24 protein-coding genes are annotated in these 26,852 nt (G+C 72.0%); 16 read left to right on the forward strand and 8 right to left on the reverse strand.

Features of this window, described 5'->3' with window-relative positions:
* Nucleotides 1-85 precede the first annotated feature (85 nt).
* The 3 genes from MUY22_RS19970 to MUY22_RS19980 all read right to left on the reverse strand — a co-directional run bounded on the left by MUY22_RS19970 (nucleotide 86) and on the right by MUY22_RS19980 (nucleotide 2,842).
* A complete protein-coding gene (locus MUY22_RS19970; protein WP_247061573.1) occupies nucleotides 86-913 on the reverse strand; it encodes a hypothetical protein in 828 nt (275 codons plus the stop codon).
* A 285-nt stretch (nucleotides 914-1,198) separates the two neighbouring features.
* Nucleotides 1,199-1,453, reverse strand: coding sequence for a hypothetical protein (locus MUY22_RS19975; RefSeq protein WP_247061574.1), 255 nt, complete (start codon nucleotides 1,451-1,453; stop codon nucleotides 1,199-1,201).
* Between the two features lie 495 nt (nucleotides 1,454-1,948).
* Entirely contained in the window at nucleotides 1,949-2,842 is an 894-nt protein-coding gene (locus MUY22_RS19980; protein ID WP_247061575.1) for an ornithine cyclodeaminase family protein, read from the reverse strand.
* A gap of 44 nt (nucleotides 2,843-2,886) precedes the next feature.
* Here MUY22_RS19980 and MUY22_RS19985 point away from each other — a divergent pair, with 44 nt between their 5' ends.
* Genes MUY22_RS19985 through MUY22_RS19995 form a run of 3 tightly spaced genes read left to right on the forward strand, consistent with a single transcriptional unit; the run spans nucleotide 2,887 to nucleotide 4,841 of the window.
* The gene (locus tag MUY22_RS19985; protein ID WP_247061576.1) at nucleotides 2,887-3,498 is read left to right on the forward strand and encodes a pentapeptide repeat-containing protein; all 612 of its coding nucleotides are present in this window, start codon (nucleotides 2,887-2,889) and stop codon (nucleotides 3,496-3,498) included.
* A 30-nt stretch (nucleotides 3,499-3,528) separates the two neighbouring features.
* A complete protein-coding gene (locus MUY22_RS19990) occupies nucleotides 3,529-4,128 on the forward strand; it encodes a sulfite oxidase-like oxidoreductase (protein ID WP_247061577.1) in 600 nt (199 codons plus the stop codon).
* On the forward strand, nucleotides 4,098-4,841 hold the full coding sequence (locus MUY22_RS19995; protein WP_247061578.1) for a ferredoxin reductase: 744 nt from the start codon (nucleotides 4,098-4,100) through the stop codon (nucleotides 4,839-4,841). The genes MUY22_RS19990 and MUY22_RS19995 overlap by 31 nt, the downstream gene beginning before the upstream one ends.
* Before the next feature lie 23 nt (nucleotides 4,842-4,864).
* Here MUY22_RS19995 and MUY22_RS20000 read toward each other — a convergent pair whose 3' ends face one another.
* Together MUY22_RS20000 and MUY22_RS20005 are read right to left on the reverse strand one after the other, a co-directional pair.
* A complete protein-coding gene (locus tag MUY22_RS20000; protein ID WP_247061579.1) occupies nucleotides 4,865-7,573 on the reverse strand; it encodes a helix-turn-helix transcriptional regulator in 2,709 nt (902 codons plus the stop codon).
* A complete protein-coding gene (locus tag MUY22_RS20005; RefSeq protein ID WP_247061580.1) occupies nucleotides 7,570-8,715 on the reverse strand; it encodes a molecular chaperone DnaK in 1,146 nt (381 codons plus the stop codon). The genes MUY22_RS20000 and MUY22_RS20005 overlap by 4 nt, the downstream gene beginning before the upstream one ends.
* Nucleotides 8,716-9,015: 300 nt before the next feature.
* On the opposite strand from MUY22_RS20005, the gene MUY22_RS20010 reads away from it, so the two are divergent.
* From MUY22_RS20010 to MUY22_RS20030, 5 genes are all read left to right on the forward strand, one after another.
* Entirely contained in the window at nucleotides 9,016-10,011 is a 996-nt protein-coding gene (locus tag MUY22_RS20010; protein ID WP_247061581.1) for an IniB N-terminal domain-containing protein, read from the forward strand.
* 92 nt (nucleotides 10,012-10,103) lie between these two features.
* Nucleotides 10,104-11,885: an isoniazid inducible protein IniA gene (locus MUY22_RS20015; protein ID WP_247061582.1), complete on the forward strand. Its 1,782-nt coding sequence runs from the start codon at nucleotides 10,104-10,106 to the stop codon at nucleotides 11,883-11,885.
* Nucleotides 11,882-13,084, forward strand: coding sequence for a GTPase (locus tag MUY22_RS20020; RefSeq protein ID WP_247061583.1), 1,203 nt, complete (start codon nucleotides 11,882-11,884; stop codon nucleotides 13,082-13,084). The genes MUY22_RS20015 and MUY22_RS20020 overlap by 4 nt, the downstream gene beginning before the upstream one ends.
* A 125-nt stretch (nucleotides 13,085-13,209) precedes the next feature.
* Nucleotides 13,210-14,751 carry a long-chain-fatty-acid--CoA ligase gene (locus MUY22_RS20025; RefSeq protein ID WP_247061585.1) on the forward strand — a complete coding sequence of 514 codons (1,542 nt, stop codon included), beginning with the start codon at nucleotides 13,210-13,212 and terminating at the stop codon, nucleotides 14,749-14,751.
* Nucleotides 14,751-15,293 (forward strand): TetR/AcrR family transcriptional regulator, encoded by a 543-nt coding sequence (locus tag MUY22_RS20030; RefSeq protein WP_247061587.1) that lies wholly within the window; start codon nucleotides 14,751-14,753, stop codon nucleotides 15,291-15,293. The genes MUY22_RS20025 and MUY22_RS20030 overlap by 1 nt, the downstream gene beginning before the upstream one ends.
* On the opposite strand, the gene MUY22_RS20035 is transcribed toward MUY22_RS20030, so the two are convergent.
* On the reverse strand, nucleotides 15,290-15,682 hold the full coding sequence (locus MUY22_RS20035) for a TIGR03618 family F420-dependent PPOX class oxidoreductase (protein ID WP_247061589.1): 393 nt from the start codon (nucleotides 15,680-15,682) through the stop codon (nucleotides 15,290-15,292). The two genes, MUY22_RS20030 and MUY22_RS20035, sit on opposite strands and share 4 nt — an antisense overlap.
* 157 nt (nucleotides 15,683-15,839) lie before the next feature.
* Here MUY22_RS20035 and MUY22_RS20040 point away from each other — a divergent pair, with 157 nt between their 5' ends.
* Complete coding sequence (locus MUY22_RS20040; protein WP_247061591.1) at nucleotides 15,840-17,045, forward strand: glycosyl hydrolase family 8; 1,206 nt, start codon at nucleotides 15,840-15,842, stop codon at nucleotides 17,043-17,045.
* Between the two features lie 69 nt (nucleotides 17,046-17,114).
* Complete coding sequence (locus tag MUY22_RS20045) at nucleotides 17,115-17,696, forward strand: NADAR family protein (RefSeq protein ID WP_247061592.1); 582 nt, start codon at nucleotides 17,115-17,117, stop codon at nucleotides 17,694-17,696.
* Here the strand turns inward: MUY22_RS20045 and MUY22_RS20050 are convergent.
* On the reverse strand, nucleotides 17,657-18,640 hold the full coding sequence (locus tag MUY22_RS20050; protein WP_247061593.1) for a Gfo/Idh/MocA family protein: 984 nt from the start codon (nucleotides 18,638-18,640) through the stop codon (nucleotides 17,657-17,659). The two genes, MUY22_RS20045 and MUY22_RS20050, sit on opposite strands and share 40 nt — an antisense overlap.
* Before the next feature lie 717 nt (nucleotides 18,641-19,357).
* On the opposite strand from MUY22_RS20050, the gene MUY22_RS20055 reads away from it, so the two are divergent.
* The 6 genes from MUY22_RS20055 to MUY22_RS20080 are packed head-to-tail and all read left to right on the forward strand — an operon-like array spanning nucleotide 19,358 to nucleotide 25,189.
* Entirely contained in the window at nucleotides 19,358-20,311 is a 954-nt protein-coding gene (locus tag MUY22_RS20055; RefSeq protein WP_247061594.1) for an ABC transporter substrate-binding protein, read from the forward strand.
* Nucleotides 20,298-21,191 carry an amino acid ABC transporter permease gene (locus MUY22_RS20060; protein WP_247061595.1) on the forward strand — a complete coding sequence of 298 codons (894 nt, stop codon included), beginning with the start codon at nucleotides 20,298-20,300 and terminating at the stop codon, nucleotides 21,189-21,191. The genes MUY22_RS20055 and MUY22_RS20060 overlap by 14 nt, the downstream gene beginning before the upstream one ends.
* A complete protein-coding gene (locus MUY22_RS20065) occupies nucleotides 21,184-21,951 on the forward strand; it encodes an amino acid ABC transporter ATP-binding protein (RefSeq protein ID WP_305879375.1) in 768 nt (255 codons plus the stop codon). The genes MUY22_RS20060 and MUY22_RS20065 overlap by 8 nt, the downstream gene beginning before the upstream one ends.
* On the forward strand, nucleotides 21,948-23,666 hold the full coding sequence (locus MUY22_RS20070; protein ID WP_247061596.1) for an aminotransferase class V-fold PLP-dependent enzyme: 1,719 nt from the start codon (nucleotides 21,948-21,950) through the stop codon (nucleotides 23,664-23,666). The genes MUY22_RS20065 and MUY22_RS20070 overlap by 4 nt, the downstream gene beginning before the upstream one ends.
* Nucleotides 23,667-23,718: 52 nt before the next feature.
* Nucleotides 23,719-24,105 carry a hypothetical protein gene (locus tag MUY22_RS20075; protein WP_247061597.1) on the forward strand — a complete coding sequence of 129 codons (387 nt, stop codon included), beginning with the start codon at nucleotides 23,719-23,721 and terminating at the stop codon, nucleotides 24,103-24,105.
* A gap of 4 nt (nucleotides 24,106-24,109) precedes the next feature.
* Nucleotides 24,110-25,189: a caspase family protein gene (locus MUY22_RS20080; RefSeq protein WP_247061599.1), complete on the forward strand. Its 1,080-nt coding sequence runs from the start codon at nucleotides 24,110-24,112 to the stop codon at nucleotides 25,187-25,189.
* Between the two features lie 438 nt (nucleotides 25,190-25,627).
* Here the strand turns inward: MUY22_RS20080 and MUY22_RS20085 are convergent, their stop codons facing one another.
* A complete protein-coding gene (locus MUY22_RS20085; protein ID WP_247061601.1) occupies nucleotides 25,628-26,800 on the reverse strand; it encodes a macrolide family glycosyltransferase in 1,173 nt (390 codons plus the stop codon).
* Between the last annotated feature and the right edge of the window lie 52 nt (nucleotides 26,801-26,852).

Here is a 26,852-nt window from a genome sequence, read left to right on the forward strand (position 1 = left end):
TCCCGGTTGTACCCGTGTGAGTGATGTGTTCGAACGGGCGTTCGAGTAGCTTCATTGACGTAGGGCCCACGTCGATGAAGGAGAGTTATGAGCGCGTACCGAGTTTCGGCAGAGTCAGGGTCATGGCCGCGGTGGTCAGCCAGCTCAGCAGGTCGGTCAGCGGAATGCGGGAAAGCCGTTCCGGCCATTCCTCCGCCACGGTGTGGAGCACGAGTTCGTCCTGCCGTGGCTCCACCTTCGTCAGCTTTATCCCGGGCGGGAGTTCCGGCAGGGGAAGCACGATGGGGCGGAAGCGTGCCGGTGGTTTCAGCTGCCGGCGTCCGATGTGGAGGATCCGCGGCACGAGCACCACAGCGTCGTCCGCCACCTGGGCCTCCAGGGTCAGGTGGCCCCACTGTGGCCGCTTGGCCCAGTGGATCTGGAGCAGCCCGCTTTCGGCGGGCGCGGCGACGATCCCGGGGCGGACTGCCGCCACCCGTTCGCGCAGCACGTCCGCGGCCACGGCGATCCGCAGCTCGACTCGCGCGGGAATGGCGGCCGGCGTGGGCAGCGAGCGGAGGCGGACGTCCTCGGCGAGCACGGTGACCCGCTTGAGGAGGATGCTGCGCTGCTGGCCGGTCTCGTCCGCGGGCTCGGGCCAGTCGACGTCCTCGGCGACGATGCGCACGTCGCCGACGCGTCCGGTGGCCAGGCGCAGGCTGTCGGCCGGGTAGTGGAGTTCGGTGAGGGTGAGGCCCACTTCGCGGCCGTCGACCTTGGTGGTCAACCGGCGCCCGACGAGCTGCTCGGTGACACTCCGCACGACGGCGGCCGGCGTGACCGGGACGTTCGGAAGCAGTGAACGTCCGACCGCGGCCAGCCCGGCCAGCTCAGGCCAAGGTGCCCAGCCGTCGAACCATCTGCCGTCAGTCATCCGTCCAGTGTCGCCGAAGAACGCGGTCGGCGGGGATGGCGGGTGGCCGCCCGAAGGGGTGAGAGCGTGCCTGCCGTCGATTGCGTGTCGACAAGGGCCTTCGTGACCAGCCCGAACGGTTTCGGGCCGTGCCTGGCGCCTGCTTCGTCACATGCGCCAGGCAGTCGTGCGCGTTTCGTTGTCAGTGCGGTGAGCGCTGTCAGTGTGGTGAGCCACCTGCCGTCACCGGAGGGGTCGGCGACGGCAGGCGGCAGTCCAGTGGAAGGCGCGGGCGGCGAGCGCCCGTCACCGACCGGCGAAGCGGGCGATGATGCCCGTGACGACCAGCCAGAACACGGCGGCCAGACCGAAGTCGAGGATCACGGCCAGGCTCGGGTTGCTCACCGGGAACAGGCCCGGCCAGAACAACGCGAGAGGAACGGCCAACGACTTGATGAAGACGAAGAAGGAGTTACCGGCATTCGCGCCGGCGAGCACCATGATCATGTAAAGAACTTCGATCCCCGCGAAGATCGCGCCGATCGCCGTGATGACCCGCACGGCCGTGTTCCGTCGAGTGGTGGTTCGCCAAGGAGACATGCCGCCGAAATTCCCGGATTGGGTGACCTGTCAAACGCTTCAAGCCCCAGATTGCGCCGTTTGGCCGCTGTTATTGCTCTCTGCTGGCTCACTGGCACGCTCAGTGAGCCAGAATCCGCCTTTAGCGCCCCCCATCGCCGAGTCACTCCCTCCGCCACGGGCCAGCGATCCTGACCGGCGACTCAAGACACCCATCCACCGCCAGTTCCCCGCGAACGCCCACCGATACCCCGAAAGGCCCCATCCTCGCTCACGCGGCTCGTCACCTTCGTGCGCTCGACGACCCCCTTCGCCGAGCGGCCGCGAAGTGGTCTAGTCCTGACATCGCCCTCGAAGAACGGAGCACGATCGATCCGCCTGGTGCTGGGACTTGAACGCTGGTCAACGAGGCAGTCGTCGTTCACACCCGCGCGACCGCCTGCTCATGCCCCGAGAGATCCATCCGCGCGGCGGCGCTCATCGACCCGCTTCACCGAGCAGCCGCGCGATGGCCCAGTCCTGCACCGCCAACCCGACGGACTTGAACACAGTCCGCCCGCCGACCACCGGAGGTTCCCGAAGCGCGTTCCCCAGCTCCACCAGCGAATCCCGCGAAACCAACCCGCTGTCCACCGCGTGGATCACCTCGCCGGCCTCCTCCAGGACGGCGTCGACCTGGTCCACCACAACACAATCAGCCGTCGCGAGCAGCTCGGCGGGCAGTTCCCGCATCGACGGCAGGTACGACCCGATCGCGTTGACGTGGACGCGCTCTGGCAAGGCGTCGACGTCGAAGAGAGGAGTGGCGGACGAAGTAGCACAACAAACGATCTCCGCGTTGGACACCGCGTCCTCGACGCTCGGTGCCACGCGCACGCCGGGGTACTCGCCCCGCAACCGGTCGGCGAACTCCGCGGCCCGTGCCGGCGAACGTCCGAAGACCGTCACCTGCCGGAGCGGGCGGACCGCAGCCACCGCGCGGACCTGGTCCGCGGCCTGGGCGCCGGTGCCGATGACGGCCAGGCGGCTCGCCTCGGGCGGGGCCAGCAGGTCAGTGGCGACGCCGGACACCGCGCCGGTGCGCAACGTCGTCACCGCGATCGCGTCGGCGACCAGCTGTCCCTCGGTGGTGTTCCACACCAGGGTCCCGAGGATCATCGGGTCGCGGCCGGCGACGAGGCTGAGCGTCTTCACCGCCGTCCGGCCGGTGGGGGTGTGGCAGGCACTCATGACGAGTGTCGTGCCGCCGTCGAAGGACAGGCGTTGCGGCACCTCGAAGTGGCCCGCGGCGAGGTCGAGGAACGCCTCCCGCACCGCGTCGACCGCCGCTTGCATCGGCACGGCGGCTCGGACGTCGTCGGCGTCCAGCATGCTTCGGCACCCCCCTCGTGGTCGGTGGCCGCTAGCCTGGCCGAGTGTCCGATGCCACGCAAGATCCACCCGTCGAGGACCAGCGCTTCTCCCGTGACGACTGGTACGGCGAAGAGCTCGTCGGGCGGCATTACGTGCGGTGCGAGTTCCACGAGGTCGACCTCTCCGAGGCGGTCCTCCGGAACTCGACGTTCACCGATTGCGTGTTCGGCAACGTGCGCTTCAATTCGTCGCGGCACACCGACTCGGCCTTCACCGGGTGCGCCTTCAAGCGGTGCAACTTCTTCGACGCCGAGTTCACCGGGTGCAAGCTCGTCGGAACGACGTTCACCGAGTGCGAGCTGCGGCCGCTGCGGGTGACCGGCGGCGACTGGTCGTTCGCCGGGCTGGTGGGCGCCGACCTGCGGTCGGTCGCCTTCCACGGCGTGCGGATGCGGGAGGCCGACCTCACCGGGGCGAACTGCGGCGACGCGGTGTTCGCCGACGTCGACCTGTCCGGGGCGACGCTGCACGCCGTCAAGCTGCCGCGCGCCGACCTGCGGGGCAGCGACCTCTCGGCGCTCGACCCGCTGAACGCCGAGCTGCACGCGGCGATCGTTTCACCCGAACAGGCTGCGGTGCTTGTCACGTCGCTCGGGCTTCAGGTGCGGGCTTAGACTCGTCGGCAGCAGGAGAGGGAGGGCCGGATGGGCGTCGTGACACCGGGGTTCCGGGGCCGTGCCCGCAGCGGCAACCCGCGCCTGCCACCCGGGCAGTACCTGGCCGAGGACTTCCCGGTGCTGTCGGCGGGCCCGACCCCGCGCGTGCGCACCGAGGCGTGGGAGTTCACGGTCACCACCGAGACCGGCGAGAAACACGCCTGGAACTGGGCCGAGCTGACGGCCCTGCCCAGCGAGAAGTTCACTGTGGACATCCACTGCGTCACCCAGTGGTCCAAACTGGACACCCGGTGGCGGGGCGTCCCGGTGGACACGCTGGTCGGCGGGCTCGACACCGCGGCCGACTACGTGCTGGTGCACTCCTACGGCGGCTACACCACGAACCTGCCGCTGGCCGACCTGCTCGACGGCCAGGCCTGGATCGTCCACGAGTACGGCGGCCAGCCGCTGACCCCGGAGCACGGCGGCCCGGCGCGGCTGCTCGTGCCGCACCTGTACTTCTGGAAGTCCGCGAAGTGGGTGCGCGGGCTGGAGCTCAAGACCCGCGACGAACCGGGTTTCTGGGAGAACGTCGGCTACCACGACTACGGGGATCCATGGCGCGAACAGCGGTATCAGGGCGACTAGCCTGGCGGGTCGCCCGCCTGGCCGCGTTCCGCGACGAGACCCCCACGGCCCGCACGCTCGTCTTCGACCTGCCGGGCTGGCCGGGGCACCTCGCGGGCCAGCACGTCGACGTCCGGCTGACCGCCGCCGACGGCTACCGCGCGCAGCGCAGCTACTCACTCGCCGCCCCCGCCGACGGCGACCGGATCGAACTGACGGTGCAGCGCGTCCCCGATGGGGAGGTGTCCGAACACCTCACCGGTCCGTACGCGATCGGCGACACGGTCGAGATCCGCGGCCCGGTGGGCGGCTGGTTCGTCTGGCGGCCTGCCGACCCCGAACCGGTCCTGCTGGTGGCCGGTGGCTCCGGCATCGTCCCGTTGATGGCCATGGTCCGCGCCCAGCGCGCGGCGGGCGTCCGCACGCCGTTCAAGCTGATCTATTCGCTGCGCACCCCGGCCGAGCTGTACTACGCCGACGAACTGCGCAAGCCGGTCGCGGGCCTGGACGTCACGTACGTCTACACGCGCGAACTGCCCGACGGCCGCGAGGGGATCCCGCGCCGCATCGACGTCGCGACGCTCAACACCGCGGGCTGGCCCGCCGAGTTCGGCGCGACGTCCTTCGTCTGCGGCCCCACGGGCTTCGTCGAGACGGTCGCGGACATCCTGGTCGCGCTGGGCCACGACCCGCACCGCATCCGCACCGAACGCTTCGGTCCCAGCCGCGACTGACCGCCCCGCGTGAATGCCGGAGCCTAGGGGGCGTCGGGGCGGGACAGCAGCTCGCGCAACGTCGCCAGCAGCTCCCGGCGGTCCGACGCGCCCAGCTTCCCGCGGATCCGGGCCATGTGGTGCTCCACCGTCTTGCTCGAGATGAACAGCTTGCTGCCCGCCTGCTTGTACGTCAGGCCTTCGACCACCAGCCGCGCGACTTCGAGTTCGCGCTCGCTCAACGCCGCGAGCCCGGTGCCCGAGGACGCCGGTTCCGCCGCACCCGCCTCGCGGCGGACGCCCGTGCCCTGGAACTGACGGGCCGCCTCCAGCAGCTGGACCATCGCCTTGCGGTCGGACGTGCGGATCGCCGCCTGGCCGGCCAGGCGCGACGCGTCCCAGCGCAGCCCGAGATCGTGCAGCTCCGCCGCGGCCGCCGAGATCTCGTCCGGGGCGAACGTGCCGCTCAGCACCGCGAGCCAGCCGCGGGCCGCCGTGGCCAGGGCGCTCGGGTGGCGGCCGCAGTGGGCGTGGGACGTCAACGTCGCCAGGTGCGCCTTCGCCGCTTCCGCGTCCTCCAGCGTGATCGCCGCGTGGAGTTCGTGCCAGACCAGCGAAACCGTCCACAGTGGAGGTTCGCCGAGGCGGGCCAGCAGGGTGTGCGCGCGTTCGAGCTGGCCGGCGAGCTTCGCGTGGGCGCCGGTGCGGGCCGCCGCGATCACCAGCTCGCCCAGCGGCAGCAGCGTGAACAGGTCCGTCTGCTGGCGCATCGACGCCTGGTACGCGCGGTCCCACGACCGCTGCAGCCCGACCAGGTCGCTGGAGCGCCGGGCCAGCCCGAGCTCCAACGTCGTGAAGAACATCTCGTCACGGGCTTCCAGCGGCCGGCCGGCGACGGCGTCGCGGTGTCCCGCCGCCGTCGCGAGGTCGCCCGCGGTCATCGCCACCCAGCCCAGCAGCAGGCGGTGGCGGACCGCGAGGAGGTCACCGCCGATCCGGCCGTCCAGGGCGCGCGTCAGCACGGATTCCGCCAGGGCCAGCTCACCGGTGTGCAACGCGGCGAGCGCGGCCAGCGCCGCGGGGCTGTCGGGCAGCAAGGTGCCGCCCAGCGCCGGTTCCAGCATCGCCGCCGCGCCGAGCAGGGTGGACAAGGTCTCGGTCGCACAGCCGGACACCGAGTCGGCGATACCGCGAGCCATCCGGGTAGCCGCACCGGCGAACAAGGTCGGCGCGACGCCGGGGGCAGGGGAGTCGAGCAGCCGGCGGGCGCTTTCGAGGTCGCCGGTGCCGACCAGGGCCATCACCGCGAAGGCATCGGTGCCGCCTCGCCCCGCCGAGAGGCGCGGGCCGCCGCGGGCCGCCGAGTAGTACGGCTCGGCGCCGCGACCTGCCGGGTAGCGCGGGTCTGCGTGGCTTGCCGAGAAGTCGGAGCCGGCGCTGTGAACGGCCGGGTAACGCGGATCGGCGCGGCGACCCGCCGAGTCCGCGCCGTGAGCGGCCGAGTGGCGGGGGTCGACTCCGTAGCTTGCCGAGGAGTCCGGGCCGGCGCCGTGGCCCGTCGAGTGCCGCGGGTCGCCCCACCCCGCCGGGGAGCCGGGGCCGGGGCCCGCCGAGTACGGGTCGGCCGCGTGCTGGCCCGGCGTCTGGCCGCCGAGGGCGGCCCATTGGTACAGCTCCGCGCCGCGGGCCAGTTCGCCTCGGTGGGCCAGCACGGTGGCCGCGATCTCCGCGCCCGCCGCGCGGGTTTCGGCGTCCTGAGCACCGAGCATGCCGTCGCCGAGGCGCAATGCCGTGTCCAGGTCGCCCGACAGCGCCGCCGCGCGGGCCCAGCCCGCGGTGACCGACGCCGAACGGTCGCCCGCTTCGGCCGCGGCTTCGAAGAGCCTGGTCGCCAGGCGGGCGTCCGTCGGCAGGGCTTCGGAGGCCGCCGCGGCGAAGGCGGCCGCTGCCGACGTGCCCGTGCTGCCCGTGCCCAGCAGCGAACGCGCCAGGTCGAGCACCGGGAGGCCGTTCGCCAGCTGCAGCTCGACGAGCCGCTGCACCGTGGTCAGCCGGCGCGCCGGCGGGCCGAAGTCGCGGACGGCGGCCGAGGCCAGCGGCAGCAGCGTGTCGTCCGGGGCGAGCAGGCCCGTCGCGCGGGCGCCGTCGACGATGCCCGGCAGCTGGTCCGGCGTGCGGTCCAGCAGCACGCACAGCAGGTCGAGGTTGCGGCCCGCGCCGGCTTCCGCCGCGATCAGGTAGCGCAGGACGTCGTCGTCGAGCTCGTCGAGCTCGGGGCGGAACTCCTCCAGCCGCCCGAGCAGCGCGCGCTCGGCCAGCCGGGGCACGCCACCGCTCACCCGGTGCAGCTCGGCCGCCGCGGCCGGCTCGGCCGGGGTGCCCGTCAGCGCCTCGACCAGCCGCGCGACATCGTCGACGCCGAACGGGGCGAGCTGCAGCAACGTCCAGCCGGCCGCGACCGCGGCCGGGCGGTGCGCGACGACGATCGGGCCGTCGGCGCCCGCCAGCAGCTCTTCGAGCTGGTCGGCGTCGATCCGGTCGGCGTCGTCGACGAGCAGCGCGTCGGCGCCGGCGTCCCGGTAGGCGCGGGCGAGCGCGGCGAGCAGCACGCTCTTGCCGTAGCCGCCGGGGGCGACGACGGCGATCCGCAGCGGCGCGGCCGGGTCGGCGGCGACCTGGCGCAGCAGCTGCCGGGCCGCCGGGTGCACGGGGACGGGGTGGAGCGAGGCGGCCTGCGTGAGCAGAGTGTTCAACAGTGACCTTCACCGGAGGGGGCGCCGGAAGCGGCGCAGTGGCTCGGGGTGGATTGGCTGGGAGCCGGGGGCTGGTCGGGGCCGGCGGTGGCTTCGCGGGCGGTGATGGTGATCAGGACGGCCGAGACGGCCGCGGCGAGCACGAGGACCGCGGCGGCGAGGGGACGCCGTCGCCGGAACAGGTCCATCGGGCCGGTGCGTTCGGGGAGCTCGAACGGCGTGATCTCGACCGGCGGGCGGGGTGGCCGCTCGCCGAGCTCACCGAGCGTGTCCATCTTGGGGAGCAGGGTGGTCTCGACGGCGGGGGGTTCCTGGGCGGTGCCCCGGCCCTCGGCGCGCAGCCCGGCGAGGGCGGCCGCGCCGAGCGCGGTGGTGGCCGGCGGGACCGGTCCCGCGAACATCGGGCACGGCGGCCGGGCGGGCAGCGCGTGCGGCGGGACGTCGCCGCAGAAGACCACGCCGGCGAGGCCCCGCGGGGACGTCGACGCGGAGCCGGCGAGCGCGAACAGCGTGCTCAGCGCGGCCGCCGGGGACACGCCTTCGGCGCTCGCCCCGATCTGCCAGCCGTTCACGCCGCTCGGGGTGGCCAGCGTGACGTTCACGCCGTCGGCGCCGAACTCGCAGACCCCGGCGCCGGTCACCCCCGGGCCCGGGACGGGCAGGTGCGCGCCGAGCGCCGCGATCGAGCCGGGGACCAGCGTGACCGCGGTGAACCCGGCGTCGGCCAGCGCGCGGCGCAGCACGTCACGCCGGTAGCCGCCCCAGTCGCCGGGGTGCGTCATCACCAGGTGCTGCGGGGGCCCGCCGAACTGGTTCTCGGCGTGCTCGGCGATGCCTTCGACGAGCACGGTGGTCAGCGTCTCCGGTGGGAAGGACTCGCCTTCGACGACCATCGGCACGTCGTCGCCGATGCGCCGGTGGAAGCCGGTGAGCAGCCGGGACGGGACCCGGGTGCCCGCCTGCGCCGCCGCGTCGCCGGTGAGCAGGTACCCCTCGTCGTCCAGGAACAGCGCGGACGCCGCGGCCGGGGACCGTTCACCCAGCCACAGGGGTTCGGGGGCACCCCAGCCGGGGCCGTGGCGGTGGCTGATCGCGGCGTGGGTCCGCCCCTGGGCCACATCGATCCCGAGGACGTAGGACAACGGCGCTTCCTCCTCACCTCGCGGGGCCGATCGGGGGTGGCACACCCCCCTAGGGCTCGGGGCATCCTCACCCAAACGGGTTAGTCAGGCAAGGGTCTGGGGGGATTTAACCCAACTGCGAGCATCTCGGATGAGCCCCTAACTCCCTAACGATGACATATCGATCCCCTATCGGCTGAGCCGGATGCGACTCGGAGTGATCCCCGATGTGCGTGGGGGGACCGGCTCCCTAACTTGGCCATGGACACCGGGCCCAGCGGCCGATGCCGTCCCCCGAACCACCGGATCAGGAGAACCTCCATGGACTCCGTGCAGACGTTGCACGATTTCGCCCTCAACCTGCTCAACGACCCGACCGCCCTCGCGGCCTTCGGGACGGACCCGCAGCAGGCGCTCGCCCTCGCCGGCCTCGGCGACGTCAGTGCCGCCGACGTGCACGAGGTCATCCCGCTGGTGCTCGACTACGTCCCGGTCGACAGCCTCCCCGCCGTCGGCGGTCTCCCGGTGGTCGGCGACCTGACCTCGCTGGGCACCGACACCACGGGCATCCAGGGCGCGATCGACCAGCTCACCGCCCTGACCGCGGGCCTCGGCCTGCCGGCCACCTCGGTGCTGCCGGGTGTCGGCGACCTCGGTGTCGGCGGCGTCGGCGAGCTGCCCGTCGTCGGCGACCTCGGCCTGCCGACCAGCGCGGTCTTCGGCGGCCAGCAGCTGTCGAGCGTGACCGACGTCACCAACGCCGCGAACGTGACGGCCCTCGCGGGCAGTGTCACCAACTCCCTCGGCCTGGGCGGCGACCTCGCTCACGGCATCGACGCCGGTTCGCTCGGCCTGGGCAGTGCCGTCACCGGCGCCGTCGACGGCCACAACGGCGTCGGCCAGGTCGAGCAGGTCGTCACCGGCGTCACGGGCACCGTCGCGGCCCCGGTCCACGGCGGCGACCTGGCCGGTGCCGTCACCGGCGCCGTGAGCCCCGTCGGCGAGGTCACCAACCACATCGGCGACTTCACCGGCACGCTGAAGAACGTGGGCGACCTCGACGTCAAGCACGTCGGCGGCGACCTGACCAGCGCGGTGCAGAACAGCCTGGGCGACATCACCCACAACACCGTCACCACGGTGACCGGTGCCGTCGGCGGCGTCGACCACAACGCGGTCGGCGACATCGCGAGCAACAACGGCGTCGACGCGGTGCACGACGTGGTGTCGGGCGTCACCGACAACCTCAGCCACAACGCGCTGGGCAACATCCACGTCGGCGACCTCGGTCACAACGACATCCACCTGGGTCACTGATCCCCTCCGGTGCCCGTTCCGCGGTCAGGGTGCGACCGCGGAACGGGCACCCGGCTCGCGTCCTTCACTCGTACGGGGGAGACTCCTTCGTCGTGACCGCCCCAGCTTGGCTCGAAGTGCTCAACGAGACCTTGGACGCGTGCCGCACCCACGGCCGCGCCGATCTCGCCGAGCTCCTGCGCAGACGCCGTGACGCCCCCGCCGAGCAGATCCGGCTGGGTGTCCTCGGCTTTCCCAAACAGGGCAAGGGCTACCTGCTCAACGCCGTCCTGAACGCGCCGGTGTGCGCGGTCGGCGACGCCGCCACCCCCGCCGTGCCGACCGAGATCGGGTACGCCGACGAACCCGCCGCCACCCTGGTCGGCCGGTCCCTCGAACGCATCCCCGTCGCGGTCGAACGGCTCACCGGTGAGCTCGGTGCCCGGCCCGCCGGCACGCTCAGCCGCGTCGAGGTCGGTGTGCCCCGCGAACTCCTCTCGGCCGGGCTCATCCTGGTCGACACCCCGCCGGTCGGTGACCCGCGCTCGCCGCGCACCGCCGCCGCGCTCGACCTGCTCGCCGAAGCGGACGCGGTGATCCTCGTCTCCGACGCGACCGCGCCGCTGAGCCCCGCCGAGCTCGCGCTGGCCCGGCACGTGCGCACGTGGTGCCCGCACGTCGTGCTCGCGCTGACCAAGATCGACGCCTCCCCGGGCTGGCGCGCCGTCGCCGAGCGCGACCGCGCGATGCTCGCCGAAGCGGGGATCGACGCGCCGGTGCTGCCGGTGTCCGCCGTCGTGCGCCAGGCCGCTGCGAAGGCGGGCGACGCCGACCTCAACGCCCGCTCGGGTTTCCCCGAGCTGCTGTCCTGGATCGCCGAGCAGGCCGCGCGGCCGCCGGAGCAGTCCCGCGCGCTGCTCGCCGCCGTGGGTGTGCGCGCCGCCGCCGCGGAACTCGTCGAATCCCTGCGCGACCGCGCGGACGCCGCAGGGCAGGACGCCGGGCTGGGCCAGGCCGCCCTGCTGCAGCGGGCACAACGCCGGGCCGACGACCTGCGCCGGCAGAACACCCGCTGGCAGAACCTGCTCTCCGACGAGATCACCGACCTGCTGTCCGACGCCGAGTACGACCTGCGCGAGCGGACCCGCAAGATCGTCAACACCATCGACCAGACCTTCGACGACGGCGACCCGGCGAAGGTGTGGGACGAGTTCGCGCCGTGGCTGGACGGCGCGCTCGCCGAAGCCGTCGACACCAACTACACGTGGCTCGCCGACCGGGCCGAGTGGATCGCGCAGGCGACCGCGGCCTGCTTCGGCGCCCAGTACGAGGGCGCGCTGCCCGACCTGCGGCTCGACGGCCCGGGCATCGACGCCCTCGACGACGTCCGCCGCCCGAAGATCGACAAGTTCAAGGTCGGCCAGCAGGCCTTCACCGGCCTGCGCGGGTCGTACGGTGGCGTGCTGATGTTCGGCCTGGTGACCAGCCTCGCCGGGCTGCCGCTGATCAACCCGGTCTCCCTCGGGGCCGGCGCGGCGTTCGCCGCGAAGACGATCAAGGACGAGGGCGGGATGCGGCTGCAGCGCCGCCAGGCCGTCGCCAAGCAGGCCGCGCAACGGCACGTCGACGACGTCTTCCTGCGCTTCGGCAAGGAATGCCGCGACGCGATCCGCGTGGTGCAGCGACGCCTGCGCGACCACTTCACCGGCCTGGCCGAAGAGCTCGCGGACGAGCTGACGCACGAGCGCGAGACGATCCTGGCCGGCACAGCCGAGCGCGAGCGGCGGACGGTGCACATCCGCCGCGAGATCGACCGGCTCGCCGGCCTGCACCAACGCGCGGGCGAGCTCGGCACGATCGCCGGCCGGACGACGCGGCGGGAGCTTTCGGCGTGACCCAGGACGTCCGCGACCTGCTGGCCGCCGCGGCCGGGCTCTACCGCGACGACCCGCGCGCGTCGGCGTTGCTGCTCGACTGCCAGCACCGGCTGGAGCAACCGCTGCGCGTCGCGTTCGCCGGGGCGCCGTCGTCCGGGAAGACGACCCTGTCCGCCGCGCTGGGGGAGTGGCCGACGCGGGCGCTGCGCGACCTCGTGCTGCTCGACGACCCGGGCCCGGCCGACGACTTCCCCGACGCGACGGTCCGCTTGGTGCGCCACCTCGAGCCGGACGAGCTCGCCGCGGCGCACCCGCCGGGCGGCTCGGCGTTCGCGCGGCAGAGCGCGGTCAACTCGGTGCTGGTGCTCTCGCGGGCCGACGAGGTCGGCGCGGGCCGGATCGACGCGCTGCTCACGGCGAAGCAGCTCGCGCGGCGGGCGTGGCGCGAAGACCCGCTGTGCACCGGGTTCCTGGGCGTGATCGCCGTCGCCGGGCAGCTGGCCTACGGCGGTCGTTCCCTGCGTGACGACGAGTTCGACCTCCTGGCCGCGTTCGCCGCGGTGCCGCGCGAGGAGCTGGAACGGCACGTGCTCTCGGTGGACTCGTTCACCGACCCGGCGTTCCCCGGCCCGATCCCGGTGGAGACGCGCCGGTCGCTGATCGTGCGGTTCGGCATGTTCGGCGTCCGGCTGGCGCTGACGCTGATCCGCACCGGCTGCGACGACCGCGTCAAGCTCTCGGCGGAACTGGTCCGCCGCAGCGGTCTCGGCGAACTGCGCGACACCCTGGCCGGCTGTTTCGTCGCACGGGCCGAAGCGCTGAAGGCCCGCACGGCGGTGATCCGCCTGGAAGCGTTGCTGGCGGCGCAACCCCGCGCGGGCGGCGACCGCCTGGTGTCGCGAGTGGAGCGCTTCGCGGCGGCCGCCCACGACTTCCGCGAGCTGCGCCTGATCGCCGACATCCGCGGCGGCCGCACGGCGTTGTCGGGCGAGCCGGCCGAGGAAGCGGTGCGGTTGCTGGGAGCCCAGGGCACCGCCCCGGCCGACCGCCTCGGCCTGGAACCGGACGCGGACCCGGGCGAAATCTACGACTCGAGCCTGGACGCGCTGCGCCGCTGGCGCCACGAGGCCGAGCGCCCGGACCGCCCCCACGCGGAACGCACCGCGGCGCACGTCGTGGTCCGGTCGACCGAGGGGCTGCTGGCCCTGTTCGGCTGACGCGGCAAGGAAAACACCGACCGGTCACCTGACCCGGCGATCCCTGTCCGGCCTTGACGCGCGCCCGGGCGCGACGCACCATAGAGCGGTCTACGGTCCAGCGTCGGCCCGAAGGGAAACCCGCCATGCCCGATGACCACCGCCCCCGGGTCCGGCTGTTCGGCGAGCTTCTCGCGCACTGGGCGCGGGAACGCGCCACGGACACCGCGCTGATCTACGGCGACCGCGCGTGGACCTGGGCGGAGCTCGACGAGCGCGTCCGGCGGCTGTCGGGTGCGCTGGCGGCGGCCGGGATCGGCCGGGGCGATCGCGTCGCCTTCGTCGACAAGAACCACCCCGCCTGCCTGGAGACGACCTTCGCGGCGGCCGGGATCGGTGCCGCGAACGCCGTGGTCAACTGGCGGCTCTCCGGCGACGAACTCGCCTACGTCCTGGCCGACGCCGGGGCCAAGGTGGTCTTCGTGGGCGCCGAGCTGCTGTCCGCCGTCGAAGCGATCCGGGACCGGTTGCCCGCCGTCGAGCGCGTGGTCGTCGTCGGCGGGGACGACGACCAGTACGAGCCGCTCCTGTCGGCGGAACCTGCTGCGCCGCGGGAACTCGACGAGCACGACGGCGTCCTGGTCATGTACACCAGCGGCACCACCGGCTTCCCCAAGGGCGCCGTGCTGACCCACCGCAGCATCCTCTCGCACGGCCTCGCCGCGGGCACCGCGTTCCCGATCGGGCCGGGCGACGTCAACCTCGTCGCGATGCCGCTGTTCCACGTCGGCGGCAGCTGCTACGCGGTTTCCGGCTTCCTGTACGGCGAACCGTCCTACCTGACGCGCGAGCCGGACGCGGCCTCGCTGTTCGCCGCACTGGCGGCCGGGATCACGCACGCTTTCCTGGTGCCCGCCGTCGTCGCCGGCATCGCGCAAGCCGGCGACCAGGCGATGCAGGCGTTCTCGAAGCTGCGCTACCTCTGCTACGGCGCTTCGCCGATGCCGCTTCCGTTGCTGCGCAAGGCGTTGGCCGCCTGGCCGGATGTCAGGTTCGCCCAGGTCTACGGCATGACCGAGCTGTCCGGCGCGGTCACGGCGCTCGACCCGGAGGCGCACCGCGACGACTCCCGCCCGGACCGGCTGGCCTCCGCGGGCACCGCACTGTCCGGAGTGGACATCCGGATCGTCGACCCCGTCACGCTCGAAGACGCCGCCGCCGGCGAGGTCTGGATCCGCACCGACCAGCGGATGGCGGGCTACCTCGGCAAACCCGAGGCGACCGCGGAGACCATCGTGGACGGCTGGGTGCGCACCGGTGACGTCGGCCGTCTCGACGACGGCGGGTTCCTGTTCCTCGAAGACCGCGTCAAGGACATGATCATCACCGGCGGCGAGAACGTCTACTCGCCCGAGGTCGAGCGGGTGGTCGCGGAGTTCCCCGGCGTCGCCGAGGTGGCCGTGATCGGTGTCCCGGACGACCGGTGGGGCGAGCAGGTCAAGGCCATCGTCGCCGGCGAGCAGCTCGACGCCGAGAAGCTCATGGAGTTCTGCCGCGAGCACCTGGCCCACTACAAGTGCCCGCGCAGCGTCGACGTCGTGGAAGCCTTGCCGCGCAACGCGACCGGCAAGATCCTGAAGCGCTCACTGCGCGAGCCGTACTGGCGGGACCGGAGCCGGAACGTCTGATGCCGCCGGTCACGCGGCGGGCCTACTTCGAGGCCGCGCTGAAAGCGCTGGCGGAGCACGGGTTCACCGAGCTGAACGTCGGCCGGCTCTGCCGCGACCTCGGCGTCACGAGCGGGTCGTTCTACCACCACTTCGGCGGCTGGCCGGGGTTCGTGCAGCAGCTCCTGGACCACTGGGAGAACCGGCAGGTGCTGATCCTGCGCGAACGGGACTTCGGCACCGGCGGCCCGTCGGCGGACTTCGCCGCGCTGATGGACCTCACGCTCGGCCTGCACCACGAGGCCGAGGCGGCCATCCGGGCGTGGGGGATGAACGACGAGAGCGTGCGCGCGGCGCAGAAACGCGTCGACGAGGCCCGCGTCCGGACGGTCGGCAAGGCGGTCACGGGCATCGTCGGCGACCGCGAGCTGGCCCGGACGCTGACGTCGCTGGGCATGGCGATGCTGGTGGGCCACCAGCAGCTCGCGTCGGCGGGGGAGCACAGCGAGCTGGCGGCGCTGCTGGCCGAGTACACGCGGCTGGTGCACGCGCGCGCGGGTTAGGCGTTGCCGAGGATCCGGTTCACGGTGATTTCTAGGACCACCCGCCGCGGGTTCGGCTTCGGTTGCCGATAGCGCGCGGCGTAGCGGTTTTCCGCGTCCCGCACCGACTCCGGGTCGTCGCGCAGCACCGCTCGTCCCTCCAATGTGGACCACTTCGGGCCGTCGAGCTGGCAGACGGCGACCGGTATCCCGTCGGCGCCCGCGGCCCGGATCAGCCGCGCCTTGACGGACGTGTCGAACGTGATCACGCGGGCGAGGCCGGCTTCGAAGTCGACGGTCACGCCGACCGCGACGACGTGCGGGGTGCCGTCCGGGCGGACGGTCGTCAGGGACGCCAGGCGTCGTTCGGTCCAGAAGGCGCGGAAGTCCGCGCCGCGGTCGATCTCCATGCCCCCACGCTAGCCCGTCCGGGCAAGCATGGGGCCGTGAAACCACTCACGGTAATTGTAAGGAAAGTTTCCTAACGGTCTTGACCAGGTCTTGAACCTTCTGTCACGCTCGGACCCGCCGTCGCCGCAGCCATTCGATGTCCTTTACGGAGGAGCGATGAAGAAGATCGTCCGGGCGGTGGTGGCCACGGCCGCGCTGGCCGCCGGGCTGCTGAGCGTGCCGACGACCGCGTCCGCGGCCGGCACCCCCTACGTGCCGGGAACCCTGCGGCCGTCGGTCTCGCAGGCCACGCAGGACCAGGTGCTCCAGAAGTACTACGACTTCTGGAAGAAGAACTTCCTGACGATCAAGTGCGGCAGCGGCACCTACGCCGTGCTGTCGAAGGACGCCGACCACTCGTTCGTGGCCGAGGGCGAGGGTTACGGCGTCACGATCTCGGCGATGATGGCCGACAAGGACCCGCAGGCCCGCGCGATCGTCGACGGGATCGTGAAGTTCGTCAAGGCCCACCCGTCGGTCAACAACAAGGACCTGCACGCGGCCGAGCAGGACGCGAACTGCAAGAGCGTCAACGGCAGCGACTCGGCCACCGACGGCGACCTCGAAATCGCGTACGGCCTGCTGATCGCGGACACGAAGTGGGGCAGCACGGGGTCGGTCGACTACAAGGCCGAGGCCGTCCGGATCATCAACGCGATCAAGAAGAGCGAGGTCAACAACAGCACCAAGTTCACGCTGCTGGGTGACTGGGGCAACGACGCGGAGTACAAGAACAGCTCGCGCTCGTCGGACTGGATGCCCGGGCACCTGCGGGCGTTCGCGAAGGCCACCGGCGACAGCTTCTGGGACTCCGTGCGCACCCGGTCGGAGACCGCGGTGAGCCAGCTGCAGTCGCAGTACGCGCCGAACACCGGGCTGCTGCCGGACTTCGTGGTGAACACGAACTCGACGCCGAAGCCGGCGCCGGCGGACTTCCTCGAGGGCGAGAACGACGGCAAGTACAGCTGGAACGCCTGCCGCGACCCGTGGCGTCTCGGCGCGGACGCGATCTCGGCGTCCGGCAGCGCGGCGGCCGCGCAGGTCCGCAAGATGAACACGTGGATCAAGTCCGCGACGGGCGGCGACCCGTCGAAGATCCAGAGCGGCTACTCGCTGTCGGGCACGAAGACCGAGAGCGGCCAGCACCCGTGCTTCACGGCGCCGTTCGCGGTGGCGGCGATGACGGACCCGGGCAGCCAGGCGTGGCTGGACAAGCTGTGGACGTCGATCGCGGCGTTCGCCCCGGACTCGACGGACTACTACGGAACGGGCATCACGGTCCAGGTGCTGCTCATCCTGACCGGTAACTACGTGGCCGCTTAGTCGCACCGGCCGTCCCGCACCTCGATATTTCGGGTGCGGGGCGGCCGGTTCGTACGTGAAACTGGAGCCATGACCGGTCACCCGCGCAGTGTCGAGGAGCTGACCCGTGCGCTGGACGCGGGGAAGCGGTTCAAGTACGTCTGCTTCTGGGGCAACCAGCCGCCGCGCGGGGGCGGCGTCGGCTCGGGGTGCCTCAGCCAGTGGTGGCCGTCGCCGTTCGTGGTCGACGACGTCCGGTTCGCCACGGCCGAGCACCACATGATGTGGCGCAAAGCAAAACTCTTCGGCGACGACGAGGTGGCCGCGCAGGTCCTGGCCGCGGTGCACCCCAAGCAGGCGAAGGACTTCGGCCGTCGCGTGCGACGTTTCGACGAGGCGACGTGGGTCGCCTGCCGCCGCGAGATCGTCGTCGACGGCAACGTCGCGAAGTTCGCCCAGCACCCCGATCTCGGCCGCTACCTGACCGGCACCGGCGATCGTGTGGTGGTCGAAGCGAGCCCCGTCGACCGGGTCTGGGGGATCGGCCTGGCCGCCGACGACCCGCGGACCGGGAACCCCCGCGGCTGGCGGGGGCTGAACCTGCTCGGCTTCGCCCTCGCCGATGTCCGGGCTCAGCTCGGTTCGCGCACGGGGAGCCCGGCCGCGCGGTAGATCGCGTCGATCACGGTCATCGTCCGCACCGCGTCCTCCGCCGACGTCTTCACCGGCGCGCCCTCCAGCACCGCCGCCGCGAAGGCGTCCAGCTGGTAGGCGTACGACGCCCGCCGCGGGAACCGCTCCACGCGGCGGGCGCCGCCGGCCCGGACCGTGAGGCGGTGGTACACCTGCGGGGACGCGGGGTTGAGCACGCTCAGCGACCCTTTCGAGCCGGTCACCTTCGCACTGATCTTGAGGACCGAAGACGACCACATCGAGCAGGTGACCCGCCCGGTGTGACCCGACGGGTAACGCAGCTCGGCCGTCATCGCGCGGTCGATCCGCGGGTCGCGCAATTTCGCCTGCGCCGAAACGACTTCCGGGGTCTCACCGCCGAAGATGCGGGCCATGTGGACGGCGTAGCAGCCCGCGTCCATCGTCGCGCCGCCCGCGAGGTCGTAGTCGTAGCGGATGTCGGAGAACTTGGGCAGCGGGAAGCACAACGCGGTCTCGACGCGCTGGAGCTCACCCAGTTCGCCGGACGCCACGATCTCCTCGACCCGCAGGGTGAGGGGGTGGTAGCGGTAGTGGAAGGCTTCCATGACGACGCGGTCGGACGCCGCGGCCAGGCCGGCGATCTCGCGGGCCTCGGCGGCGTTGGCGGTGAAGGGCTTCTCGCAGAGGACGTGCTTCCCGGCTGCTATCGCCGCCTTCGTCCACCGGCCGTGGAGCCCGTTGGGCAGCGGGTTGTAGACGGCATCGACGCCGGGGTCTTCGAGCAGGGCTTCGTAGGACGAGTGCGTCCGGGGGATGCCGTGCTTGGCCGCAAACGCTTGCGCCCGATCGGCCGACCGCGCGGCGACGGCCACGACCTCGACGTCGGAGTGGTGGGCGGCGGGCTTGATCAGGGCGGTGGGTGCGATCCGGGCCGCACCCAGGATGCCGATCCGCAGGCTCATGGCGGCGAAGCTAGCACCGGCGGGTTTGGGATCGCCCGGTCGCCTGGTCACCCGGGTCGGCCGCTTGCGCGCTTGCCCGCTCGCCGCTCGCCCGCTCGCCCGGGTCGCCACTCGCGCGCTTGGTCGCTCGGTCGCTCGTCTGGTCGCGTGCTTGCCCGCTTGCCCGCTCGCCCGGTCGCGCGTTTGGTCGCCTGTCGGCTGCGCGAACGGCCCGTTCGTGCTGTTTCGGTCGCGAACGGGCCATTCGTGCCGGCTGCCGCTCGCTGGTTCAGGCGAGCGAACGGCCCCGTTCGTGCGCTCCGCGCACCTTCGCTGGGCACGAACGGCCCGTTGGCGCTTCGGTGGTGGTCGCGAGCGGGCCGTTCGTGCTTTGCCGACTGTCGACAGGAGCCCGCTCGCGCCTGGGTGATGGTCGCCAGCGGGCCGTTCGCACCCCACGATGGTCAGCAACGGGCCGTTCGTGCGCGACTTGTTGTCGCCAGTGGGCCGTTCGCATCGTGCGGTGGTCGCCGACGGGCCGTTCGTGCGCTGCCGGCCGTTGGCGACGGGCCGTTCGCGCCCCCGCGGCCGTCACCAGCGGGCCGTTCGTGCGCCCCACCGGCCGCGAACGGACCCTGTGTGACAGCCAGTGGCCGACCAAGCCAGATTTCAACAAGCAGTTGACCTCTTCAACAACGAGTTGTACCGTTCCCGCCAGCCGAACAGTGGAGGTCCGCTATGTCCCGTTCCCGTGCAGTCCAGGCGGTGTTGCTCGCGAGCCTGGCCGTCCTGGTGACCGCCTGTGGTGGTGGGCCCGACGGTGCCGGTGGGACGTCGCAGGCTCCCGGGGCGCTCGCGTCCGGCGGCATTCCCGATACCGCCGCGATCGTCCAAGGTGTGCAGAAGGATGCCCAGCTCAACGCCGCTCTCCCGGCGAACGTCAAGCAGGCCGGGGTGCTGCACCTCGCCTCGAACCTGCAGTCCGCGCCCAACAACTTCTACGCCGCTGACGGCAAGACGCCGATCGGGTACGAGGTTGATCTTGCCAAGGCGATCGCCGCGAAGCTCGGCGTGACCGTGACGCACCAGGACATGGCCTTCGGCTCGCTCATCACCAGCCTCCAGTCCGGCCGCATCGACCTCACCATGGCCGGGATGAACGACACCAAAGCCCGCCAGGCCCAGATCGACTTCGTCGACTACTTCACCTCCGGCATCACGATCATGACCCGCAAGGGCAACCCGGACGGCATCACCGGGCCGGACGCCTTGTGCGGCAAGAACGTCGCCGTCGTGCAGGGGACCAGTCACCAGAAGTTCGCCGCGACGCAGAGCACCAAGTGCACGTCGGCCGGGAAGCCCGCCGTCAACGTCACGGCGACCGACAGTGACAACCAGAACCAGAACCAGCTGCGCACCGGCCGCGTCGCGGCGATCCTCAACGACCTGCCCAGCGCCGTCTACATCTCGAAGACGGCGGGCGACGGCAAGTTCTTCGAGGTCGTCCCCGGCGAGCCGATCGAAGGCGGGCCCTACGGCATCGGCGTCAACAAGCAGAACAAGCCGCTGACCGACTCCGTGCAGAAGGCGCTGCAGGCGCTCGTCGCCGATGGCACCTACGGCAAGATCCTGCAGGCCTGGGGGGTCGACCAGGGGGCGATCAAGGAGGTCGCGATCAATGGCGGCTCCTGAACCGGCCGGCACTGGACCGCTGCCGATCGTCCGGCTCCGGCACTGGGGCCGGTGGGTCGCCGCCGTCGTGATCCTGGCGCTGCTCGTGCTGCTGGGCGTCGCACTGGGCAACGCGCAGATCGAGTGGAGCCAGGTCCCGGACTTCGTCTTCTTCAAGGTGATGGCGACCGGGCTGCTCAACACCGTCGTCCTCGCCGTGCTGTCGCAGGCCGTCGCGATCGTGCTGGGCATCGTCATCGCCCTGCTGCGCCGCAGCGCCAACCCCGTCGCCCGGTGGTTCGCCGCCGGCTACATCTGGATCTTCCGCGGCCTGCCGGTGCTGCTGCAGATCCTGCTCTGGTACAACCTGGCGCTCGTCTTCCCGGTCATCCACATCCCGTTCCTGGTCGACGCGCAGACGAACGTGCTGATCAGCGCGTTCACCGCGGCGTTCCTCGGCCTGGCGCTCAACGAGAGCGCGTACATGGCCGAGATCGTGCGGGCCGGGCTGAACAGCGTCGACAGCGGACAGACGGAAGCGGCGAAGTCGATCGGTATGACGCCGGCCGCGACGCTGCGCCGGGTCGTGCTGCCGCAGGCGATGCGCGTGATCATCCCGCCGACCGGCAACGACTTCATCAACATGCTCAAGGGGACGTCGATGGCGTCGGTGATCGGCGTGACCGAGCTGATCCACGCGGCCAACAACATCTCGTCGAACAACCTGCTGGTCATGGAGACGCTGCTGGCCGCGGCCGTCTGGTACATGGTCGTGGTGACCGTCGCCGGGGTCGGCCAGCACTACCTGGAACGCGCGTTCGGGCAGGCCGATCGCGGGCCGCTTTCCCGCGCGGGCAAGGCGTTGCGCGGCGTGCCGCTGGTGAGGAGTGCCCGTGTCTGAGCCACTGCTGCGCGCCGTCGGCGTCAAGAAGTCCTACGGCCACACCGAAGTCCTCGGCGGCATCGACCTGGAGGTCCACAAGGGACAGGTCGTCTGCCTGCTCGGGCCGTCCGGTGCTGGGAAGAGCACCTTCCTGCGCTGCATCAACCACCTGGAGACGATCGACGCCGGCCAGATCTGGGTCGACGGCGAGCCGATCGGCTACCGGCAACGCGGCGGCAAGCTGTACGAGCTGCGCGAACGCGACGTCGCCCGCCAGCGCCGCGACATCGGCATGGTGTTCCAGCGGTTCAACCTGTTCGCGCACCGGACGACGCTGGAGAACGTCGTCGAAGGCCCGATCCGGGTACTGGGTCTCAAGGCGGACGACGCGCGCAAGCAGGGCCTGGAGCTGCTCGACCGCGTCGGCCTCGCGCACCGCGGTGACGCCTACCCGGCGCAGCTGTCCGGCGGGCAGCAGCAGCGCGTCGCGATCGCGCGGTCGCTGGCGATGAAACCGAAGCTGATGCTGTTCGACGAGCCGACGTCGGCGCTGGACCCGGAGCTGGTCGGCGAGGTGCTCGAAGTGATGAGTACGTTGGCGGGGGAGGGGATGACGATGGTCGTCGTGACGCACGAGATGAGCTTCGCCGCGGAGGCCGCCGACGAGGTGGTGTTCCTGGCCGACGGCGCCGTCGTCGAGACCGGGCCGCCTGATCAGGTACTGAGCGCGCCGAAGCACGAACGCACCCGGCAGTTCCTGGCGAGGATCCTCGCGTGACGCGGATTTCGCCCCGGTACCTGCTCCAGTTCGACGAGCCCGCCGGCTACCTCGACTTCGCCCGGTTCGGCCCGCCGTCCCACGCGGTGCTCGACACGACGGCCGCGCTGCTCGACCAGGCCACCACCGCCGGTCCGTCCACTGTGGACGAGCTGATGCGGCAGGAGATCCGGGCCAAGGCCGCCGCCGCGCGGCTGTCCGGCTCGGACACCGACCACACGGTCCTGCTGCCGAACACGAGCCTCGGGCTGTTCCAGGCCGCGTTCCACAGCAGTGGCGAGGTCCTGGTGTCGGCCGCGGAGTTCCCGGCCAACACCTACCCGTGGGCCCGCGCCGAGCAGGCTGGACGGCTCAAGCTGAGGCGCCTGACCGGCGGTTACGTGACGCCCGAGCGGATCGCGGAGGCGTTGACGCCGGAGATCACCACCGTCAGCGTCAGCGCCGTCGACTTCCGCACCGGCTTCCGCGCCGACCTCGCCGCGCTGCGCGACGTCGTCGGCGACCGGCTGCTGGTCGTCGACGGCATCCAGGGCTTCGGCGTCATCGAGGCGCCGTGGGAGGTCGCGGACGTCCTGGTCGTCGGCGGCCAGAAGTGGCTGCGCGCGGGCTGGGGCACCGGCTTCGCGGTGCTGTCGGACCGGGCGCTCGACCGGCTGGACCCGGTGCTGTCGGGCTGGACCGGCGCGCGTGACCCCGGCCTGTTCGACGACGAGATCCACCCGCCGGACACCACCGCCCAGGCCTGGTCGATCTCCAACCTCAGCCCGATCACGTCCGGCGCGTTCGCCGAGGCCCTGGAGCTGGTCGAAGACGCCGGTGTCGGCGCCATCGCCGCCCGCATCGCCGAGCGGATCGGGTCCTTCGAGGAGGTGCTGGCCTCCTGCGGCGCCGAGGTCGTCTCGGCGACCGAACGGCGGGCCGGGATCCTGGCGTTCACGCTGCCGGGTCACCCGGCCGAGCAGGTCGGCGCCGCGCTGGCCAACGCCGGGATCGCCGCGACCGTGCGGCCCGAGCACGTCCGGTTGTCGCCGCACGCGTCCACGCCGGCGGCCGCCGCGGACCTGCTCCGCGAGGCGTTGGAGACGCTGACCAAGCCCCGGGAACCGTTGGCCATCCCGGCCGCGGGCGCGACGACGCACGAGGTGCTGACCGCGCTGGTGCCGGCGATCCCGGGGCTGGCGGCGATGCTCGGCCCGGGCAACGAGGTGCTGCTGCACGACCTGAGCCGGCTGCCGGACTCGATCGTCGCGATCGCGGGTGACCTGACCGGCCGCAACGTGGGCGGCCCGATGACCGACCTGCTGCTCGGCCTGGTCCGCCGCGGCACGACGCAGGACCTGACGAACTACCGCACCCACGGCCCGGACGGCCGCGCGATCCGGTCGTCGACGCTCTTCCTGCGTGACGCCGACGGTGTCGCGGTCGGCTGCCTGTGCGTCAACAGCGTCGACGCGGCCGCTTCGGCGGGCGGCAACGGCGAGCCGGAGACTTTCCCACCGGATGTCGATAGCCTGCAACGGTTTCTGGTCGACCGGGCGATCGGCAAGGCCGGGATCCCGGTGGACCTGATGAAGAAGCGTCACAAAGCCGGTGTGGTGCGTGAACTCGACGAGGCCGGGTACTTCTTGATCAAGGACGCGGTCGACCACCTCGCGGGGCGGTTGGACGTGACGCGCTACACGATCTACAACTACCTCAACGAAATCCGCGCCTGAGCCTGCCCGATCGGACCTTGTCCGCGCTCCCGGCGGGGCGGACGATGTGGCGATGACCGAACCGGACACGCGGCGGGCGCTGCTGCGGCTGGAGGCGGACGACGAGGCCGACGCCGAGGAGCTGGACCGGCTGGCCCGGCGGTTGCGCGCCGAGCTGGCCGAGCTGGACCTCGACGTGCTCGCCGCCGTCCCGGCCGGGGAACCGCCGCCCGGGGCGAAGGCCGCCGACCCGGTGACGATCGGCTCGCTCGTGGTGGCCTTCAGCGCGGCCGGCGGGGTGTTCCCCGGGCTGGTCGAGACGCTGCGCGAGTGGCTGGGGCGGCAGGCGGGCAAGCACAAGATCACGGTGACCGTCGACGGCGACACCGTCGAACTGGAACGCGCCACCGCGGCCGAGCGGCAGCAGCTGATCGACGCCTTCGTCCGACGGCACGGCTAGAGCCGTGGCCGCCCGGCACGCGCTGCTGATCGCGACCGAGACGTACACCGACCCGGCGCTGCGGCGGCTGACCGCACCCGGCGGCGACGCCCGCGCGCTGGCGGAGGTGCTCAGCGACCCGGAGATCGCCGGCTTCGAGGTCACGACGCTGGTCGACCAGCCGCACCACGTCGTCGGCGAGGCCATCGGCGAGTTCTACCGCGGCCGCCGCCGTGACGAGCTGACCCTGCTGTACTTCACCGGCCACGGCGTGAAGGACGACGACGGCAGTCTCTACTTGGCGATGGCCAACACCCGCCGCGACAGCCTGATGTTCACCGCGCTGGCGGCGGAGCAGGTCGACCGCGCGATGGCGGGCTGCGCGTCGCGGCAGAAGGTGCTGGTGCTCGACTGTTGTTACAGCGGCGCGTTCCCGTCGGGGAAGCTCGCGAAGGCGGGCACGGACGTGCACACGCTGGAGCGGTTCCAGGGCCGCGGCCGCGCGGTGCTGACGGCGTCGGACGCGACGCAGTACTCGTTCGAGGGCGATTCGGTGGTGGGCTCGGCGGCCCGTTCGGTCTTCACCCGGCACCTGGTGGCGGGCTTGCGCGACGGCAGCGCGGACCTCGACGGCGATGGCGACGTCACGGTCGACGAGCTGTACAGCTACGTCCACGAGCACGTGGTGGCGGAGATGCCCCGGCAGCGGCCGAAGCACCAGTCCGATGTGGAGGGTCGCATCGTGCTGGCGCGCAACCCGCACTGGACGTTGCCGGAGTACCTGAGGCACGGCCTGGCGAGCCCGATCGCGGCGGACCGCCTGACGGCGCTGGAGGGGTCTGGTGCGGCTCAACCGGGTGGGCAACAGCGTGGTGAAGGCCCGCACGGAGAAGGAGATCCGCCGTCTGGTGGACGACGACAGCCGGATGGTCTCGGCGACGGCCCGGACGTGGGCGCGAGCGGCGGAGGAGGCGACGCGGGTCACGGAGGTCACGCCGCCGCCACCGGTCGAGGCGGCGGTTTCGCCGGGTGTTCCGGCCGGCTCGGTCGACGAGGTGGCCCAGGTCGCGGCGACCTCGGCACTTCAGCAGCCGTCGGCTGCTGAAGTGGCCGAAGCGGAGCCGGAAGCCGGAGCCGCGCCCGGGATCGCACCACCGGCCCCGAAGCCGGCACCGATGGTGCCGCAGACGGCACCATCGGCGCCGAAGCCGACAACTCCGGCAAGGACGACTCCGGCTCCGAAACCGCCGGCGACGACGACTCCGGCACGGACGACTCCGGCTCCGAAGCCGCCGACCCCGGTACCGCGAGCACCTCGGTCGAAACCGGCGGGACCGTCCGCCGGAGGCACGATCCCGCCGGATCCCGCCATCCCCGGTCGTCGCGGCCCGGCCCGCGACGCGCGGTTCTACCTGGGCACCGCCTGTCTCGTCCTCGTCCTGATCATGGCGCTCGGCTTCGGCGGTGTCGGCGGTGCGCTGATCCTTCTGCTCGCCATGATCTTCGTGGTCTTCCTCGGACTCGGCGTCGCCAATCTCCGCCGTCAGTCCAAGTAGGACTCCACCGCGTCCGCCGCCGCGGCTACTCCGCCGTGGCCGCGGATCTCCGCCTTCAGCTCCGCGAGCCGGGAAGCGACGGAAGGTGACGACGACACCTCGTCGACCGCCTTCCGCAACGACTCCGCGGTCACCGAGGAAGCCGGCAGGTGCTTGCCTACACCCAGGGCCTCCAGCTGGGCCGCGTTGCCGAACTGGTCCGCGGCCTGCGGGATCGCGACGGTCGGGACGCCGAACCACAGCGACTCCGTCGCGCCGCCCATGCCGGCGTGCGTGATGAACGCCGACGCCGCCTCCAGCACGGCCAGCTGCGGCACGCTCTCGAACACCTCCACCGAGGGTGGCAGCGGCCCCAAGGCGTCCGGCGAGACGTGCTTGCCGATCGACATCACGACGTGCCATTCCGATGCGAACGCCTCGACGCACGCCCGGTAGACGTCGAGCTGGTCGTTGAACGCCGTGCCGAACGACACCAGCAGCACACGACGTCCCGAAACCGGTGGTTTCCACGACCGGTCCGCAGGCCGGGACGGGTCCAGGCACGGCCCGACGAACCGGACGTGGTCCCCGACGCGATCCGCGTGCGGCTGCATCGCCCGCGGGATGAGCGACAGGACCTGCGGCGGGTGCCCGATCCAGTCCCAGGCGTCCGCGGAGATCCCGCTCGCCCGCAGCCACGCGGTGTACGTCGCGGCGTAGTCCACACCGGACGGTGACGCCTTGATCGGGGCCAGCACCTCGGCCATGTCGTCGTCGTAGCCGTCCCAGGCCACCAGCGTCGGCGACAGCTGCACGGCCGGGACGCCGTACCGCCGCCCGAGCACCGGCGCGCCCAGGCCGCCGATGTCGTACAGCAGCAGGTCGGGCCGGTCTTCGTCGAACACCGACGTCAACCGCGGGTGGATCGCGATCGCCTCGTCGAGGAAGACGCGCATCGCGTCGGCCGGGTCGTCCGGCCAGACGGCGGCCTCGCCGAGCGGGAAGATCGTCGGGTGCTCGACCACGGACGCGCCGGTCGGCGCCACCAGCCCGGCCAGCGGCGCGCCGACGACGTAGGACACGCGGTGCCCGCGCCGCACCAGCTCGCGGATGACGCCGAGCGACGGGTAGACGTGGCTCGGCGCGGAACAGCCGACCATGACGATGTGCTTGCGCAGCATGAGTCTCCTTCAAGAGCAAGAAGGGCAGACGGCGCGCAGATGGGGGGACCGG

This window comes from Amycolatopsis sp. WQ 127309 (assembly GCF_023023025.1).
GTDB lineage: Bacteria > Actinomycetota > Actinomycetes > Mycobacteriales > Pseudonocardiaceae > Amycolatopsis.

Excerpts from the sequence above, each read along its gene's own strand:
- MUY22_RS20050 (WP_247061593.1), bottom strand. The coding sequence starts at position 18,640 with ATGAGCCTGCGGATCGGCATCCTGGGTGCGGCCCGGATCGCACCCACC.
- MUY22_RS20060 (WP_247061595.1), top strand. The coding sequence starts at position 20,298 with ATGGCGGCTCCTGAACCGGCCGGCACTGGACCGCTGCCGATCGTCCGG.
- MUY22_RS20025 (WP_247061585.1), top strand. The coding sequence starts at position 13,210 with ATGCCCGATGACCACCGCCCCCGGGTCCGGCTGTTCGGCGAGCTTCTC.
- MUY22_RS20030 (WP_247061587.1), top strand. The coding sequence starts at position 14,751 with ATGCCGCCGGTCACGCGGCGGGCCTACTTCGAGGCCGCGCTGAAAGCG.
- MUY22_RS20085 (WP_247061601.1), bottom strand. The coding sequence starts at position 26,800 with ATGCTGCGCAAGCACATCGTCATGGTCGGCTGTTCCGCGCCGAGCCAC.
- MUY22_RS20045 (WP_247061592.1), top strand. The coding sequence starts at position 17,115 with ATGACCGGTCACCCGCGCAGTGTCGAGGAGCTGACCCGTGCGCTGGAC.
- MUY22_RS19970 (WP_247061573.1), bottom strand. The coding sequence starts at position 913 with ATGACTGACGGCAGATGGTTCGACGGCTGGGCACCTTGGCCTGAGCTG.
- MUY22_RS19995 (WP_247061578.1), top strand. The coding sequence starts at position 4,098 with ATGGCGCGAACAGCGGTATCAGGGCGACTAGCCTGGCGGGTCGCCCGC.
- MUY22_RS20040 (WP_247061591.1), top strand. The coding sequence starts at position 15,840 with ATGAAGAAGATCGTCCGGGCGGTGGTGGCCACGGCCGCGCTGGCCGCC.
- MUY22_RS20035 (WP_247061589.1), bottom strand. The coding sequence starts at position 15,682 with ATGGAGATCGACCGCGGCGCGGACTTCCGCGCCTTCTGGACCGAACGA.
- MUY22_RS20075 (WP_247061597.1), top strand. The coding sequence starts at position 23,719 with ATGACCGAACCGGACACGCGGCGGGCGCTGCTGCGGCTGGAGGCGGAC.
- MUY22_RS19980 (WP_247061575.1), bottom strand. The coding sequence starts at position 2,842 with ATGCTGGACGCCGACGACGTCCGAGCCGCCGTGCCGATGCAAGCGGCG.
- MUY22_RS20055 (WP_247061594.1), top strand. The coding sequence starts at position 19,358 with ATGTCCCGTTCCCGTGCAGTCCAGGCGGTGTTGCTCGCGAGCCTGGCC.
- MUY22_RS20010 (WP_247061581.1), top strand. The coding sequence starts at position 9,016 with ATGGACTCCGTGCAGACGTTGCACGATTTCGCCCTCAACCTGCTCAAC.
- MUY22_RS19990 (WP_247061577.1), top strand. The coding sequence starts at position 3,529 with ATGGGCGTCGTGACACCGGGGTTCCGGGGCCGTGCCCGCAGCGGCAAC.